This is a genomic window from Williamsia muralis (assembly GCF_002735905.1).
GTDB lineage: Bacteria > Actinomycetota > Actinomycetes > Mycobacteriales > Mycobacteriaceae > Williamsia > Williamsia muralis_A.
The window spans coordinates 861,141-877,000 of record NZ_PEBD01000008.1; the positions used below are offsets into that span (position 1 = coordinate 861,141).

General features: G+C 61.2%; 15 protein-coding genes. 8 read left to right on the plus strand and 7 right to left on the minus strand.

The window, feature by feature from the left end; genetic code table 11:
* Positions 1–9: 9 nt before the first annotated feature.
* The 4 genes from CSW57_RS13105 to CSW57_RS13120 form a co-directional block, all read right to left on the minus strand.
* The gene (locus tag CSW57_RS13105) at positions 10–870 is read right to left on the minus strand and encodes an LLM class F420-dependent oxidoreductase (RefSeq protein ID WP_099383127.1); all 861 of its coding nucleotides are present in this window, start codon (positions 868–870) and stop codon (positions 10–12) included.
* 77 nt (positions 871–947) lie between these two features.
* Positions 948–1,325: a nuclear transport factor 2 family protein gene (locus CSW57_RS13110; protein ID WP_189339240.1), complete on the minus strand. Its 378-nt coding sequence runs from the start codon at positions 1,323–1,325 to the stop codon at positions 948–950.
* Between the two features lie 97 nt (positions 1,326–1,422).
* Positions 1,423–1,818, minus strand: coding sequence for a nuclear transport factor 2 family protein (locus CSW57_RS13115; RefSeq protein WP_099383129.1), 396 nt, complete (start codon positions 1,816–1,818; stop codon positions 1,423–1,425).
* 39 nt (positions 1,819–1,857) lie between these two features.
* Complete coding sequence (locus CSW57_RS13120; RefSeq protein WP_099383130.1) at positions 1,858–2,253, minus strand: nuclear transport factor 2 family protein; 396 nt, start codon at positions 2,251–2,253, stop codon at positions 1,858–1,860.
* A 665-nt stretch (positions 2,254–2,918) separates the two neighbouring features.
* Between CSW57_RS13120 and CSW57_RS13125 the strand changes: the two genes are divergently transcribed.
* From CSW57_RS13125 to CSW57_RS13140, 4 genes are all read left to right on the plus strand, one after another.
* Entirely contained in the window at positions 2,919–4,052 is a 1,134-nt protein-coding gene (locus CSW57_RS13125; RefSeq protein ID WP_189339241.1) for an ABC transporter substrate-binding protein, read from the plus strand.
* A 192-nt stretch (positions 4,053–4,244) separates the two neighbouring features.
* Positions 4,245–5,567: an MFS transporter gene (locus CSW57_RS13130; protein WP_223249230.1), complete on the plus strand. Its 1,323-nt coding sequence runs from the start codon at positions 4,245–4,247 to the stop codon at positions 5,565–5,567.
* A gap of 52 nt (positions 5,568–5,619) precedes the next feature.
* Positions 5,620–8,382 (plus strand): ABC transporter permease subunit, encoded by a 2,763-nt coding sequence (locus CSW57_RS13135; protein WP_099383133.1) that lies wholly within the window; start codon positions 5,620–5,622, stop codon positions 8,380–8,382.
* Positions 8,382–9,089: an ABC transporter ATP-binding protein gene (locus CSW57_RS13140; protein ID WP_099383134.1), complete on the plus strand. Its 708-nt coding sequence runs from the start codon at positions 8,382–8,384 to the stop codon at positions 9,087–9,089. Before CSW57_RS13135 ends, CSW57_RS13140 begins: the two co-directional genes overlap by 1 nt.
* A gap of 118 nt (positions 9,090–9,207) precedes the next feature.
* On the opposite strand, the gene CSW57_RS13145 is transcribed toward CSW57_RS13140, so the two are convergent.
* The gene (locus CSW57_RS13145) at positions 9,208–9,774 is read right to left on the minus strand and encodes a carboxymuconolactone decarboxylase family protein (protein ID WP_189339242.1); all 567 of its coding nucleotides are present in this window, start codon (positions 9,772–9,774) and stop codon (positions 9,208–9,210) included.
* Positions 9,775–9,927: 153 nt separating this feature from the next.
* Between CSW57_RS13145 and CSW57_RS13150 the strand changes: the two genes are divergently transcribed.
* A complete protein-coding gene (locus CSW57_RS13150) occupies positions 9,928–10,422 on the plus strand; it encodes a nuclear transport factor 2 family protein (RefSeq protein WP_099383136.1) in 495 nt (164 codons plus the stop codon).
* Between the two features lie 136 nt (positions 10,423–10,558).
* Here CSW57_RS13150 and CSW57_RS13155 read toward each other — a convergent pair whose 3' ends face one another.
* A complete protein-coding gene (locus CSW57_RS13155) occupies positions 10,559–11,629 on the minus strand; it encodes an NADH:flavin oxidoreductase/NADH oxidase (protein WP_099383137.1) in 1,071 nt (356 codons plus the stop codon).
* 198 nt (positions 11,630–11,827) lie between these two features.
* Here CSW57_RS13155 and CSW57_RS13160 point away from each other — a divergent pair, with 198 nt between their 5' ends.
* From CSW57_RS13160 to CSW57_RS13170, 3 genes are all read left to right on the plus strand, one after another.
* Positions 11,828–12,862, plus strand: coding sequence for an NAD(P)-dependent alcohol dehydrogenase (locus CSW57_RS13160; RefSeq protein WP_099383138.1), 1,035 nt, complete (start codon positions 11,828–11,830; stop codon positions 12,860–12,862).
* A 5-nt stretch (positions 12,863–12,867) separates the two neighbouring features.
* Positions 12,868–13,644 carry a crotonase/enoyl-CoA hydratase family protein gene (locus tag CSW57_RS13165; RefSeq protein WP_099383384.1) on the plus strand — a complete coding sequence of 259 codons (777 nt, stop codon included), beginning with the start codon at positions 12,868–12,870 and terminating at the stop codon, positions 13,642–13,644.
* Between the two features lie 84 nt (positions 13,645–13,728).
* Positions 13,729–14,592 carry an amidohydrolase family protein gene (locus CSW57_RS13170; protein ID WP_099383139.1) on the plus strand — a complete coding sequence of 288 codons (864 nt, stop codon included), beginning with the start codon at positions 13,729–13,731 and terminating at the stop codon, positions 14,590–14,592.
* 67 nt (positions 14,593–14,659) lie between these two features.
* Here CSW57_RS13170 and CSW57_RS13175 read toward each other — a convergent pair whose 3' ends face one another.
* Entirely contained in the window at positions 14,660–15,844 is a 1,185-nt protein-coding gene (locus CSW57_RS13175; RefSeq protein ID WP_223249231.1) for an MFS transporter, read from the minus strand.
* Positions 15,845–15,860: the final 16 nt, after the last annotated feature.

Consider the following 15,860-nt stretch of genomic DNA (forward strand, 5'->3'; position numbering starts at 1 on the left):
GTAGAGCCTCTAGAGAATCGACTCGGCGACTGCGGCGAGTACTTCGAGATGGTCGTCGACAGACTCGAGTCCGGCGTCCATGGTGCTGATCGCAACATGGGTTGCGTCGGCATCTTTCCACTGGGCAAGCTCATCAGCGACAGCATCGAGGCTTCCGGTGTAGATGATGCGACCCTCCATGCCGATCTCGGCGGGGTCTCGACCGGCGTCGTGCGCTGCCTGTTCGACAATGCCCTTTGCCTTCTCGAGTTCGTCGCCCGGTTCGACGAGGGGGAACCAACCGTCTGCCAGACGGCCTGCGCGTCTGTATCCCGGAGCCGAGGCCGCTCCGATCCACACCGGAATCGGACGTTGCACGGGCAGAGGCCCGAGGCCCGCGCCGGTGACGCTGTGATACTGCCCGGTAAAGCTCACGGACTGCTCAGACCACATCTTTCTCAGCAACTCGATCTGTTCGTCGGAACGTTTGCCTCGATTGGTGAAGTCTGCTCCGAGCGCTTCGAATTCGACCGCGTTCCAACCGACTCCGACCCCAAGCCGCAACCGGCCGCCGCTCAGTAGGTCGACCTCGGCGGCCTGTTTGGCCACCAGTACGGTCTGCCGTTGCGGCAGGATGATCACGCCCGTGACCAGTTCGACTTTCTGCGTGATTGCGGCAAGGTAGCCAAACATCACCAGAGGTTCGCTGAACGTTGTCTGCACGTCGTAGGCTTTGTCCCAGCCAGTGTGCACGGCTGGGTCGGCGCCGACGACATGGTCGTAAGCAAGCAGGTGGCGGTACCCGAGTTCTTCGATCCCCTGTCCGTAGGCGCGAATTGCGCCCGGATCGCCGCCCAGTTCGGTTTGCGGGAACACCACTCCGACGCGCATTGTGCCAAGCCCTTCCTCGGTCTGCCCTATCTTCGTTGCTGTGTTGACTCGCCGATGCAACAGGCCAGTCGGTTCCCCTACTCCACGGCGGCAAACACGGCGGCCACCGCACCCGCGTCGAAATACTCTTCGATTCGGGTGACCCTGTTGTCGGCTACCCCCACGAACAGTGCCGCGTCCACCGCTACCGGGGTGCCGTCGGGTAGTACGCCGTGGAAGGTGTGGGTCTGGAAGACTCCGCCCTCGACCTCCGACCTGCGCTTCACCTCGAACGTCGCACTTGGCATGGCGCCGAACAACATTGCGAGATTGTGGAGATGTTCATCGACCGTCAGGTCGCCGGCCCCGTCGTTGTGCCAGATGGTCGCATCGGGCGCATAAATTCGACGCAGTTCGTCAACATCTGCGGCCTCTGCGGCAACGAAGTACCGATCTACAACATCGATCATGGTCATATCTACGCCTCGTATCGCGTGGTGACTGAGTGAAATTGCCAGTGGGTTGAATGCAAACTGTGTGGAGTCGGAGGTGCGCTCCTCGTTTACCGACGCGTCATGACCAAAAATCGCCTTCATCGGTGTAGGCGTGGTAACTGTCGATCCGTCCGGCCTCGTCGAAATGAAAGACTGCGCACCCCGGGCCCTCGTATGACTTACCGTTTTCGCGCTTGAGCCGAACGGTGATCTCGGCGACGCATTGGTCACTGTTGAGGTCGTGGATGTATTGGTCGGCCGTCATCGTCATCTCTGTGACTCCAGTGACTGCGAGTGCTTTCACGACGCGCGGTTGAAGAACCTCCACCGATCGGGTCGGCTCGTTCCCAGCCACCTGAAAGACGACTTGGGGGTGCAAGAACGCAGAGATCAGATCCCAGTCCTGCACCGCACAAGCGTCGTAGTAGTCCTGGATCCTCTGCTCACGCAGCTTCGCTGTCTGCTCGTGGTACATGGTCAATCCTCCTCTGCTGGTTGTTGATCGACGAGGTGTCTAAAGCCAGAAGTCACCGGGGTCGAGGTACGCGTGGTAGCTCTCGATTCGATCGTCGGCATCGAACCGGAACACTGCAATGCATGGTCCCGTGAACGTCCGTCCATCGGCTCGTGCGAGTTGAACCTCGATCTCCGATACGCAGTACCGGCCCTGCGGGTCGTGGATGAACGACTCGATCAGGTGCAACATCAGTGTTACCTCGGACGACTTGAGGTTTGTCTGTACGTTCTCCTGCAGGATGTCGAGCGAACGTATCGGCTCGGCGTTGCCGACCCGGAACTCCATTTCATCCGCGAAGAACGACCTGATGACGTCCCAGTCCTGCGTGTCATTGGAGTCGAAGTAATCGCGGACGATCTGCTCCCGCCGGGCAGTGAGCTGTTCGGTCAACATGGGCGAAATCCTTCCGATGGTGGAGTAACTCGTGATGTCCGCGAGGTATTGGGAGGCGCGAGGCGCAGGTTTTCGCTCGTTCGAGGACCGTCGCGTATCTCCCTCGCTGTCGATGTGATTCGACCACGTAGGTGTGAGTGTGACCACGATAACAGTCGAATCTGATTTTTCAATAGTCAGATTTTATTCCGTGGGTGCGCCATACGCCTGTCCGATCTCGACATCTGCCAAGTGGGGGTGGCGCTGCGTCGGGCGGAACTGTCACGGCACCGCGTAGAAGAGCGAGGTCACCGAGTAGCCGCCCTGAACAGGATCGTTTCGTAGCATCCCTAGCTCGACAGCGACCGTTCGTAAATGTCGGACTATTGCGAGAACAGACGTTTGCCGCTACTGTCCCTCGTACAGATGAGACGCACCTCACATGCGTCCGGCACGTGAGGTGTTGATCTCGGCACACGAGGTCAGAGAGACGAGGAATCATCAGCATGTTTGGCAAAACACAGCGGAATCGGAGCGGTCGGCGTCGCCGGCTCACGATTGGCGTGACCATGGTTGTCGCAGCGTCGATGACGCTGGCGGGTTGTGGCTCCGATTCAGATTCGGAGTCGTCTGGCGGGGGCCAAGCCTCCGCTACCAGTAACCTGACCGGCGAGCCGATCAAGGTGATGACCATCGCGTCGGGGACCGGCCAGCTCGATCCCCACCCGGAAATCCTCAAGACCGCCGAAATGTATGGCGATTGGATCAACGAGCACGGTGGCATCGGTGGCCGTCCGCTCGAGGTCATCACCTGCGACGAGGCCGACGACGCCAACAAGGCTGCTGCCTGTGCGCGCAAGGCAGTGGACGAGGGTGTTGTGGCAACGGTCGGGTCATACACACTGAACGGCGAGTCGGTCGTACCTGTCTTGGAACAGGCGAACACGTCGGAGTTCGGGATCTGTTGTGCGATCGTTGCTTCCGAACTGGACAGCCCTGTCGTGCAGCAGCTCGGGGCCGGCCTCGCCATGCAGAGCGGGATGGCAGTCAAAGCAGCCGCGGACGGTTGCAAGAACACAGTGTGGATCGGTTCGGACGCCGGTGCGACGACCGACCTTCAGGTAAGCCTCGCGAAGAGCGGGCTCAAATCGATGGGTGCTGCTCCTCTCAAAGATGTGATTCGCATCCCGCTCAAGGCGCAGGACTATTCCGCGCAGGTGACGCAGGCACTCAAGGGCAGCGACTGCCTCATCTCCCCGATTCCAGAGGCGAGCCTCGCCCCCTTCCTCAGCGCGTTCGCATCGCAGGGGGGAGACCAGCGGATCTACGGGTTGCAGGGACTCTTGAACGAGAACGTTGCCAAGCAGTTCCCTGAGCAGACCGACGGCGCTGTCGTCACGGGCATGTACCAGGATCTGTCGAGTCCGGCATACGCAGACTTGCGTGAGGCGATCAAGCAGTACAAGCCCAGTTCCGACCTCGCCTTCAACAGCATTGGGGCACTTGGAGCCTGGGCGGCATACGCTGAGTTCACCTCCGTCGTCGAAGGTATTCAGGGGCCTCTCAACCACGACACGTTCCTCGCCGCGGCACAGAAGCACGTGTCGACTTTTCCGGGTGTCGCCCCGGGCATCGACTTCGCACAGTCCTACGACGGACTGGGCGGCGCATTCAAGAATCAAGTCAATCGGTCGATCACCTACTCGGTGATCAAGGACGGCAAGATCACGCCGTTTGCTGATGGCGCCTTCTATGACATGACCGCTTCGATGGCCGGAACGCCGATCCCCGCGTCCAGCACCCCGCCCGCGGGAGATTAGTCCGCACACGCCCAAGCCCCTACCCGGGGCTTGGGCGTGGCAGCGGCCCAACGGGTTCGTCATGTACCCATGCATCCCTGGGGCCGAGAAACTGTGTAGCGCTCCAACTTCCAAAGCGTGTCGCAACGATGAATCTGAGAGCAAAGGACTCACATGACGACGAAACGATATGAATCTCGTAACGCTCGATCAGTGAGCGAATCATCGTCGCATCAACCGGACCAGCAGGGCCGACGAGCAGCGCTTGCCGCATACTTCGGCAGCGTTCTGGAGTACTACGACTACTTCATCTATGCCTCGGCCGCGGCCCTGGTCTTCGGAACAGTCTTTTTTGAAGCGGCCGGCGATCTCGCCCTGCTGGTCTCGCTCGCATCCTTCGGGGTGGCTTATGTCGCACGCTTCTTCGGAGCTCTACTCTGGGGACACTTCGGTGACAAGTTCTCTCGCAAGAGAGTTCTGGTTCTGACCTTGGTGATGATGGGCAGCGCGACGCTGATCATCGGTGCGCTTCCCTCGTATGAGCAGATTGGTGTCGCCGCTCCGATCTTGCTCGTTGTGATGCGTTTGATACAGGGCGTCTCGGCGGCCGGTGAAACGGCAGGCGCCGTCAGTCTGGTGGTCGAGAGTTCCGACTCCTCCAGAAAAGCATTCAATGCCAGCTGGATTCAGTCGGGAAACCTCACCGGCTTCATCCTGGCCAACCTGGTTTTTGTCCCCGTGGCAATGCTCCCCGACGACCAGTTGATGTCCTGGGGATGGCGGATACCGTTCTTGTTCAGCGGACTGTTGATCGTGCTCGGCTTCGTGATCCGACGCGGGCTTGACGAGCCGGCAGAGTTCTTGGAAGCAAAAGCACACGAACCGGTCAAACAGGTGTCGCCGCTCCGAGTGCTCTTTCGAGACCACAAGGGTGCACTGCTGACTGTCGCGGCGATGGCTCTGTTTCAAGGCACCCACACGATGGTCACCGTTTTCGGATTGGCGTATGCCACCAAGGTTGTGGGTCTGCCGAGTTCGTCGATTCTGTGGATGCTCGTCATCGTGACGGCCGTGTCGCTCCTGACCGTCCCGCTAGGGGGGTGGCTATCGGACCGCGTGGGATGCAAGCCGGTATTCGTCTACGGAGCGGTGTTCAGCATCCCGGCGTTCGCGCTCTATCTGTGGTCGTTCAACACACAGAACATGATCGTCATCTACATGGCGGCGATCTTGGTGTACGCCCTCGTCTACAGCGTTGGCAACGGCAGCACCATGGCGTTCTTCGCGGGACAGTTCGACGTACGCGTTCGATATGGTGGCCTCGCGGTCGGAATGCAGATCGCTGGTCTGATGTTCGGGTTCATCCCGTCGGTTGCGATCGGCCTCATCGATGGCACACCTGGAAATTGGGCATACGCGGTGACGGTGCAAGCGACGCTGTGCTTGATCGCTCTGATCGGTTGCGGCTTCGCCCGCACGACGAACCCCAGCAACGTCTCCCAGGTCGACGCCTCGAAAGTCCTGGCAGTTCCCTGACTCTCACACTTCAACACGTCACTACTCTTGACACCGCTAGGGGTGCTTCACAATGCAAGAATTCATCACATTCGCCTTCCTGGGACTTGGCCTCGGTGCCCTGTACTCCCTAGCGGCGCAAGGGCTCGTACTGATCTATCGCGGATCGGGCGTGCTCAACTTCGCCCATGGCGCCATCGGTATGGTGGGCGCGTACATCTACTGGTCGATAAGCGTCGACCACGGTCACCCTTTCGTAGTCGGCTTGGTTGCGGGCGTAGCGGCTTCGGCTGTCATCGGCGCGGCCACCCACCTGTTGGTGATGAGGCCACTGCGGCAAGCGTCTCCGCTTGCGCGGGTAGTGGCGACACTCGGTATCTTGATCACCCTGCAGTCCTTGGTCGTCCTTGTCTTCACCACTGACATACGCTTCGTACCAAGCACACTCCCGGTTGACTCCGTCAGCATCGGCGGCGTGAAGGTCTCCACCGATCGCATCTACCTGCTGGTGATCGCCGTAGTCCTTGCGGTCGCGCTATGGGCTTTGTACAAGTTCACCAAGTTCGGCGTGGGTACCGCCGCTGTCGCCGAAAATCAGCGGTCGGCCGCCACACTCGGTTGGTCGCCGGATGTGATCGCCACCGCCAACTGGGCCTTGGGCTCGGCCCTTGCCGGAGTAGCGGCGATTCTGATTGTCCCGATCGTGACCCTGCAGGTATCGGTATTGACGAACATGGTGCTGGCTGCACTTGCGGCCGCCCTGATCGCCTCTTTCAGGTCATTCCCCATCGCCTTGGTGGCTTCGCTCGTCATCGGCGTAGCCGAAGTCGAATTGACGCGATACGTGCAGCAGCCCGGTCTTGGCTCGTCAGTTCCCTTCATCCTGATCGTCGTGTTCATGGTGGCGCGCGGACAAACCCTGCCGCTTCGCGATTACTTCCTACAACGGCTTCCCGCGATCGGGGATGGGCGCGTCAAGCTCGTATACGTTGCGCTCGCGGTGGTGGTCGGAGTGCTCGCCGTCGGTTTCACTCCCGTTGCCTGGCAGGACGGTTTCACCATCACCATGGCCACCGCCTTGATCCTCCTGTCCCTGGTGGTTGTCACCGGTTACACCGGACAACTCTCGTTGGCGCAGTTCGCGCTCGCCGGATTCGGTGCGTGGATCGCGGGACGCCTTGTGGCAGATCAGGGTTGGCCCTTCTGGGCCGGCGCTCTTGCGGGGGTCCTGGGCACAGTCCCGCTCGGTCTCGCGTTCGTGTTGCCCGCCGTCAGAACGCGAGGTATCAACTTCGCAGTCGTGACGCTCGGCTTGGGAAGCACACTGGAGCTGATGCTCTTCCTCAACTCCAGCTATACCGGCGACTACAGAGGCACCCAGATTGAAAGCCCGCATCTCTTCGGATTCGACATCGGGGCGATCAGTCACCCGGAACGTTATGGCTACGTCACTCTTGCCGTTCTCATCGTCGGATGTCTGGCCGTGGCCAATGTGCGACGGGGACGGAGTGGCCGACGCTTGATCGCAGTCCGTACCAACGAGCGCGCAGCGGCGGCCCTGGGCATCAGCGTTCAGGGAGCGAAGCTGTACGCCTTCGGACTGGCGGCCGCGTTGGCGGCGGCCGGCGGCATCCTGTTGGCTTTCCGCAACACCTCGATCAGCTACGCGACGTGGACGAGTTTCGAGTCCATCTCTGCCGTGGCATGGGCCATGATCGGCGGTATCGGTTTCATCATGGGTCCGATATTCGGTGCAACGTTGGCCCCGGGTGGCTTGGGAACAGTGGTGGGCGATCGTGTCTTTTCGGGGATCGCGGAATACGTCCCACTCATCACGGGTGTGTTGTTGATCGTGCTTGTCCTCATGAATCAGCATGGAATCGCAAGAGAAACGGGAAACCAGATCCGGTGGGTGCGAAGCAAGCTGGGAAAGTCGATCAGCGCGATTGCCATCAAGCCGGAAAAGCCGGTATCGCTGCCTGCCGAGATCCGTGGCAAAGTCAACCCGCGGGAGTTGAAGGTCTCAGGCCTCACCGTGACATACGGCGTCACAGTCGCCGTCGACGACGTTTCGTTGTCGGTCACCCCCGGCAAGATCGTCGGTCTGATCGGACCCAATGGTGCCGGAAAGACGACTCTGATCGACGCGGTCACAGGGTTCACGAAGGTGTCGAAAGGCACCATAGAATTGGATGCGCAACCGATCAACAGGTGGAACGTGATCAAACGTTCGCGTCAAGGTTTGAGCCGATCCTTCCAATCGCTGGAGTTGTTCGAGGATTCGACGGTGATCGACAACCTTCGAGTTGCGTCCGATCCTCGCGACCTTTTCTCCTATTTCCGCGACCTCGTCCTGCCCACTCAACCCAAATTGCCGGGTGAGGTGGTCGCAGCTATCAACGAGTTCGGCCTCGAGGCGGACCTGCAGACCAAGGTGGAGGACCTGCCTTACGGGAAGAGGCGACTGCTCGCGATTGCACGTGCAGTCGCGACCACACCGAGCATTCTCCTACTCGACGAACCTGCCGCAGGCCTCGGCGATGCGGAGACGGCCGAACTGGCGAGTTTGGTCCGGCGCCTCGCCGCGGACTGGGGAATGGCGATCCTCCTCGTCGAGCACGACATGAACTTCGTGATGAGCGTGTGCGACGACATCGTTGTTCTTGATTTCGGTAAGAAGATCGCCGAAGGCAACCCGGCGCAAGTCCGAAACAATCCCGCAGTCATCGCAGCGTATCTGGGCGAGACGACTGACGAGTTGATCGAGGATCCAACAGTGAGCACACCGCCGGCCGTGACCCTGGCCGGAACTTCTACGGCAAAGGACGGCTTCTGATGAGTGTGGTTCTGGACGTCCAGGGCTTGACCACGGGATACGGTTCGCAGCCGGTCATTCACGACATCAACCTGCATGTCGACGCCGGTGAAGTCGTGACACTGCTCGGCGCCAACGGTGCCGGAAAGACAACGACGCTGCTCGCGTTGAGCGGTGTCCTCCCACTGCACACTGGCGAGGTCTACTTCGACGGGAAGCTTGAGACAGCCCCGCTCCACAACCGGGCACGTCGAGGCCTCTGCTATGTGACCGAAGAGCGATCGATTTTCAAAACCCTCTCTGTCACAGACAATCTGAAGGCGGGTGGGGTAGCGACAGAAGACGCGCTCGCGCTCTTTCCGGAACTCGAGAAGCGGTTGCACGTTCGAGGTGGGCTGCTGTCTGGAGGCGAGCAACAGATGTTGAGCCTCGCAAGGGCGCTATGCCGAGAACCGAGGCTGCTCCTGGTCGACGAGATGTCGCTCGGTCTTGCTCCGCTGATTGTCGAACGGCTGCTCAAGGCAGTTCGTGAAGCAGCGCAAACGCGCGGGTGCGGAGTTCTCCTCATCGAGCAACACGCCCGGAAGGCCCTGATATACGCAGACAGGGTCTACGTCATGCGTCGCGGTCGGATCGAGATGGATCTGTCTGCGTCTGACGCCCGCGCTCGGATCGATGAGATCGAGGACTCCTTCTTGAGCAGTCGAGTTCCGGAGCCGCAAGCTTGACCTGACCGAATGCGCGAAACCGAACAGCCCCAGGAATCGAAAGAGTTCCTGGGGCTGTTCGTTCGACTGCCGGTGTACCGAAAGCGTTGTGGGCGAGGGCCAACAGCCTTGCCCATCTTCAATTGGCAGTCTGTGCGGCTTTCGCGTCGGTGACTGCCGACAGCCGGTAACCGGGAAGGGTGCAGTGCGCGTCGACAAGCCGTACCACGTGCGACAACCGACTGGTACCCAGGAAGGTCGAGACGTACAAGCAGAGGGTCATGATTTCTTGGTCGTCGAAGACCGACTTGAGCTCCTCCCACATCGTGTCATCCACGAGGTGGTGATTGGTGCAGAAAGCGAGTGTGTAACGGATTGCGGCTCTTTCGCGTTCTGTGAAGTCTGCCGTATCCAGCTCGTCGAAGAGGTCGGGGGCATCCGCATCCATACCCTGCTCAATCGCTTTGGGGTTTCGGAATGCCAAGCACGCCTCGCAGCCGGTTGTGGTGGCCACCGCGAGCCGAACCAGTTCGGTGAGCTTGAAGCCGAGAACGTTCTCTTCTTTGGTCAGAGCGGCGTAAAACGGAAAGAACGTGTCGGTCACAGGGCCTGCTTTGCCGATCAGCCCGGTCATCGCGAGAGACGTCGCAGATGCCGTGGGTCCGGTGGCAGCCTGCATGGCGGGCGTGAAGTCACCTGCGGGCATTGGCGTAATGGGCATTGGGCGGTCGGAAGGCATGGAGAAGTGTCCTTTCGTAAGAGTCAGGCACTCGCTGGTGGATCGCGTTATTTTCCAGAGTCGGTACCGAGCTTTAGTGTACTGTCTGGATAATCAATTGTCTGATATATAGGAGGATTCGTGGAGCAGTCTGAAGCCGTAGACCTTGTTGAGATCGGACAGTTGTTCGACATGTTCGTGGTGGGAATGGACCGGCTTTTCGGCGGCTTTCCCATCACAATCGATCGGAAGGCTGCCGATGGTGTGCTCAACCTGTTCCTACCGGAGGGAATCTTGCACACGCCCTTCGGACGTGCGGAAGGCCGTGAGGCAATCAACAAGGGGTGGGAGCGCGTGGCCGAGATGGAAACGCCGCCTGGTGGACCGAAATACGTGCAGCACCACATCACCAGTCGCGAGATCCGCCGAGTTGATCCCACCACCGCGCACACATGCGTGTATTTCCTAGCGGTCACCGACCACGGCCTGGACCACTGGGGCGTTTACGAGGACCGCGTCGTGAAGGTGGCCGACGGTTGGAAAATTGCTGAGAGACTGGCGATCGTGCACGGATTTGTGGCTGACGGGTACTACTCCGGTATGCCGAACCCGCAGAATCCCGTTCGACACTGGTGAGCGCGGCGCAAAGGTGCCTTCGGGTGCCTTTGCGCCCGACTGGGGATCGCCATGCTTCAGATCGACGAGCCCGCCCAGCCGTGGGTGGAAATCGACAACCCTCACGATGTCTGATCGTCCTGTCGCAGAGCTCTTTTCAGCCAGCCGCGCGTCGGTATTGGACGGGCCAGAGCTCGGTCGATGATTCTCCGAGCTCGCCTGCCGCGCGCAACGGCCAGTGGGGGTCGCGCAGCATCTGGCGCCCAACAAGAATCACGTCAGCTGACCCGTCGGCGAGGATGTCCTCAGCTTGTTTGGCTTCGGTGATCAATCCGACTGCGCCCGAGGGGATTGAAGCTTCCTGGCGGACGCGTCGAGCGAACGGAACCTGGTAGCCGGGGCCGACCGGGATTTTGGCCAACGCAGTTCCGCCCGACGAGTTGTCGATCAGGTCGACGCCGGCGTCACGAAGTAGCCCACTCAACCGCACAGTGTCGTCACCAGTCCAGCCCCCTTCGGCCCAGTCGGTGGCCGAAACCCGGACGACCAACGGAACGCCCGCGGGTATTCGTCCGCGGATCTCTCCGACCACTTCGAGCAGGAACCGGACCCGGTTGTCGAAGGATCCGCCGTATTCGTCATCGCGAAGGTTCGAGATGGGGGACAGGAAAGCCTGAAGTAGGTACCCATGGGCCGCATGCACTTCGAGCACATCGAAGCCGGCCGCGATCCCGCGTTCGGCTGCATCGCCGAATGCGGCCACAATTCGTGCAATTCCGCGGCTGTCGAGCGGGAGTGCGTCGTCGCGAACCCCTGGAAACGAGTCGATCGACGGTGCAACCGGTTGCCATCCACCATCGGAGTCCGCAACCGGTCCACGCTCGCCTGTGAACCCCGAGAACGTCGAGGCCTTGCCGCCGGCGTGCGCCAACTGAAGCCCGGCCAACGCGCCCTGTCCGTGTACGAAGTCAACGATCCGAGACCATTGGCTCTGCTGCTCGCTGTTCCAGATCCCGGTGTCTTCCGGTGTGATTCGCCCCTCGGGCGACACAGCGGTCGCTTCGGTGAACACCAAGCCGGCTCCGCCGCGGGCGAAGGAACCCAAGTGAACCAAGTGCCAGTCGTTCGGCAAGCCATCGATGGCGGAGTACTGACACATCGGCGCCACCCAGACCCGGTTTCGTGCGGTGACCTCACGCAAGGTGATGGGGCTGAAGAGCAGGCTCAAGTTCGTACCTTTCGTTGGCGTGCGACATTATCGACGGCCGGCGCCCGCGGACTTTGTACAGGCTTTAAAAATATCAGACAATTGTATCGCAATCTGCCTGCGAGGCGTACGCTCACTTTCAGTTGAGGCCACCTAGGCCCGCCGTGCCCCGCGTCGCCGAACAATTCGGACCCGTCTGAGTCGGATCAGGAGGATCTCATGCGAGCTGTCCAGTACCGCCACATCGGAAAGGGCCCCGAGGTCGTCGAGATCGACAAGCCGGAGCCGGGCCCAGGTCAGATTCGCCTGCGGGTGACAGCAGCCGGGCTCTGTCATTCGGATCTGGGGCTGATGAGTCGACCCGCAGATGTGTATGAATACGGGCTGCCGCTCACACTCGGCCACGAGGGCGCGGGCACAGTGGACAAGCTCGGTCCGGGTGTGTCGGGCATCGAGGTCGGAGAATCGTTTGCCGTGTACGGCCCGCGCGGATGCGGGAGTTGTCGAGTGTGCTCGCGGGGCGAGGAGAACTATTGCCCTCACGCCGCAGAACTCGGAATCAAGCCGCCGGGTCTCGGTGAACCAGGTGCGCTGGCCGACTACATGATCGTGCACGACAAGCGGTTTCTCGTGCCCCTCGCCGGGTTGGACCCCATCAAGGCTGTGTCACTGACGGACGCTGGACTGACGCCCTATCATGCGATCCGGTCGTCCCAGGGCAAGCTGTTTCCCGGGGCCCATGCTGTGGTGATCGGAGTCGGGGGCCTCGGACATGTAGCTGTTCAGATCATTCGCGCCATCACTGGAGCCACCGTTGTCGCCGTCGATCTCGACAAAGACAGGCTCGACATGGCTCTGGACGTGGGGGCGCACCACGCGCTCATCGCAGGCGATCGAACAGCAGATGAGATCCGCACGTTGACCGGAGTTGCCGGTGCACAGGTGGTCTTCGACTTTGCCGGCGCGCAATCCACCCTGGATCTCGCCACAGACGTGGTCTCCGTCGACGGGTGCATTCAGATCGTGGGGATTGGCGGCGGTTCAGTCACTACGGGATTCGGCCATACTCCGCTCGGTGTTTCGGTACGTGCACCCTACTGGGGGTCCCGCAGCGAACTCGCCGAAGTACTGGACTTGGCGCGCGCGGGCTTGGTCGAGGTTCACGTCGAGGAGTTCGCCCTTGAGGATGCTGTGGACGCTTACCGCAAGCTGGCCGTCGGAGAGCTGCTCGGGCGGGCGGTGATCGTCCCGTGAAGCCGATTGCCGATGAAGGTGAGCCGACGGTTACGGTCACCGTCCAGGACCGCATCCTGGTGATCACCATCAACCGACCGGCAGTCCGCAATGCCGTCAATGGGGACGTTGCGCAGAGGATTGCGGCCGCTGTACATGAACTCGACTCCGATGTGGAGCTCCGAGTGGGCGTCTTGACGGGCGCGGGCGGAACATTCTGTAGCGGAATGGATCTCAAAGCACTGCTGGCCGACGATCTGCCGTGGGTCGAGGGTAAGGGTTTCGGTGGGCTGACGCAGTCTCCCCCGCGCAAGCCCCTGATCGCTGCAGTGGAGGGGTGGGCGGTAGCGGGCGGCTTCGAGTTGATGTTGGCCTGCGACTTGGTTGTGGCTTCGGAAACCTCTGCGTTCGGAGTGCCTGAGGTCAAGTTGGCCACTGTGGCCGGTGGGGGAGCCGCAATGAAGCTGCCACAACGCATTCCGACGGCCATAGCGCTCGAAATGCTGCTGACCGGCGATACGATCTCCGCGCCTCGAGCAGCGGAGTTGGGCTTGGTGAATCGGGTGACCGGTCAGGGTGAGGCACTCTCGGTGGCGCTCGAGCTGGCTTCGGCCATCGCCGCGAATGGTCCACTCGCGGTCGTGGCGACCAAGCAGATCGCGCGGTCGGCCGCCGAGTGGTCGCCGGCCGACGAATGGTCGGAACAAGATCGGTTGGTGGGGCCGGTCTACGAGTCCCGCGACGCGAAAGAAGGTGCGTCGGCCTTCGCCGAGAAGCGAGCTCCTGTCTGGTTCGGCCGCTAGGGAGCCAATTCGATCGAACGGCGCTGACAACCGGGTGTCGTGAACAGGCTGTGATGCCATGAGAGAGAAGAGGATACGGAGAAGATGAGTCCTTCAGAAGAGTCGAGTGCGGCTGGGACACTGTCCATCATCGATGCTCAGATACACGTATACGAGCCTGATCATCCGGGTCGCCCATGGAAAGGCCGGCTGGTGGGACCTGACTCGATGACCGGTGAGGAAATGCTCGCCGCGATGGACGAGGCGGGCGTAGACCGTGCGCTGGCCGTGTCGTCATGGGCGTTCTACCACAACGACTCGAGCTACACCGCCGAAGTCTATCGTCGGTACCCCGAACGGTTCCGGATCATTGCCCCGATCAATCCTTACGTGGCCGGTGCAGTGGAAGACATCGACAGTTGGGGCGAAATTCCCGGCTCGGTCGGGATTCGGCTGATGCCGGGCGTGATCGAAGGATTCGACGCTGCGTCGGCCGAAGTCAAGGCCGTCATCACAGCGGCGCAGAGGTTCGACTTTCCGATCTGTGTTTACTGCCCGGGTCAGTTGCAGCACCTCGATCGCCTCGCATCGTTGTACCCCGGAACACGGTTCGTCTTGGACCACCTGGGCTTGGCTCAACCTTTCGAGCCCCCCGTGCCGTCCGACCCCTTCGCGGCAATCGACAGCGTGCTGTCCCTGGCCCGGCATGACAACGTCTCCGTCAAGATTTCGGCTGCACCTACTCTGTCGCACGAGCCGTTCCCGTTCACCGACCTGTGGTCGCCTCTGACTCGCTACTTCGACGCGTTCGGAATCGAGCGCTGCATGTGGGGGACGGACTGGACGCGTGCGGTCAAGCTGGTGTCCTACGCCGACTCTGTCGCGGCATTCAGAGACCACCTGCCCCTGTCAAAGGACGAGAAGGCCGCGCTCATGGGCGGGACGCTCACGGCGACCTTCGGGTGGTGAGAAGCCTGGTCCAAGGCCGCTCAGCGCGGTAGCGCGCTGAGTGGCCGGCCAGTGCCCTTACGATTCGTCATCGATCTGACCGACTCGACTCGATCTCACCTCCGAGCAGGCCACGGTAGGCAAGCCACACGGCTGACGCCGCCGCGATGATCGCCGCTGCGCCCCAGACGAGGGCCGACCACCCGCCGATTTGCCACAGAATGCCGGCCAGTGCGGATCCGAATGCGCCTCCGACGAAGTTGACCGTGACGAAAGCAGTGTTGAGCCGACTACGCGCCTGAGGGTCGATCGACAAGATGCGGGTCTGATTGAGGATGTTGACCATCTGAACCGCCACGTCGAGCAGGAGGACGGAGCCGATGATCACGAAAATGGACTGCGCGCCTATGCCGGCGACCGCGAGCGCCACGAGGGTGAGCGTTAGGGCGATGCCGGTGGCGGGTACCGACAGGCCGCGGTCGTAGAGTGCGCCGGCACGACGAGCGGCCAGAGCTCCTGCCAGTCCAACCAAACCGACCAGTCCGATCTGGTTGACGGAGTACGAGAACGGAGGAGAACTAAGGAGAAAAGTGAGGCCGGTCCAGAACATCGTGAAGACCGCGAAGGCGGCCATTCCGAGAATCATCGTGACACGGACCGACTTGTGTTGTCGCACAGCGCCGAAAACCGAAAGAAGTAATCTGCGATAACCGATTGCGGGCCGCTCCGGAGTTGTCGGGAGTACAACGATGAGGATGACCGCCAACAGTGTCATCAATACAGCTGCCGCCATGTAGATTGCGCGCCAACCGAAGGCGTCGGCGACAAAACCACTGATTGTGCGAGACAGCAAGATTCCTATGATGAGGCCGGACACGACAGTTCCGAGAACGCGCCCACGTTGCTCATCCCGAGCGAGGTCGCCGGCCAAAGGCGTCAGAAGCTGTGCCGACACCGTGGTGAGCCCGAGCGCGGCCAGTGCGACGAGAAGCACCGCAAAGCTGGGGGCGGCAGCGCATGCCACCAACGCAACAGCCGAGCAGAACATGATCGACGGAATGAGGCGTCGACGGTTGACGGTGTCGCCGAGTGGTACCACCAGGAAGATGCCCACGGCGTAACCGATCTGGGTGACCGTCACCAGAAGTCCGGCCTGTCCATCAGATACGTCGAGAGACTCGCCGATATCGCTGAGCAGCGGTCCAGCCCAGTAGAGGTTTCCAACCGCAGCGCCTCCGGCGACGGCGAACAGCAACGTCAGTCCGCGAGACATTCCTGACGTGTGCTCA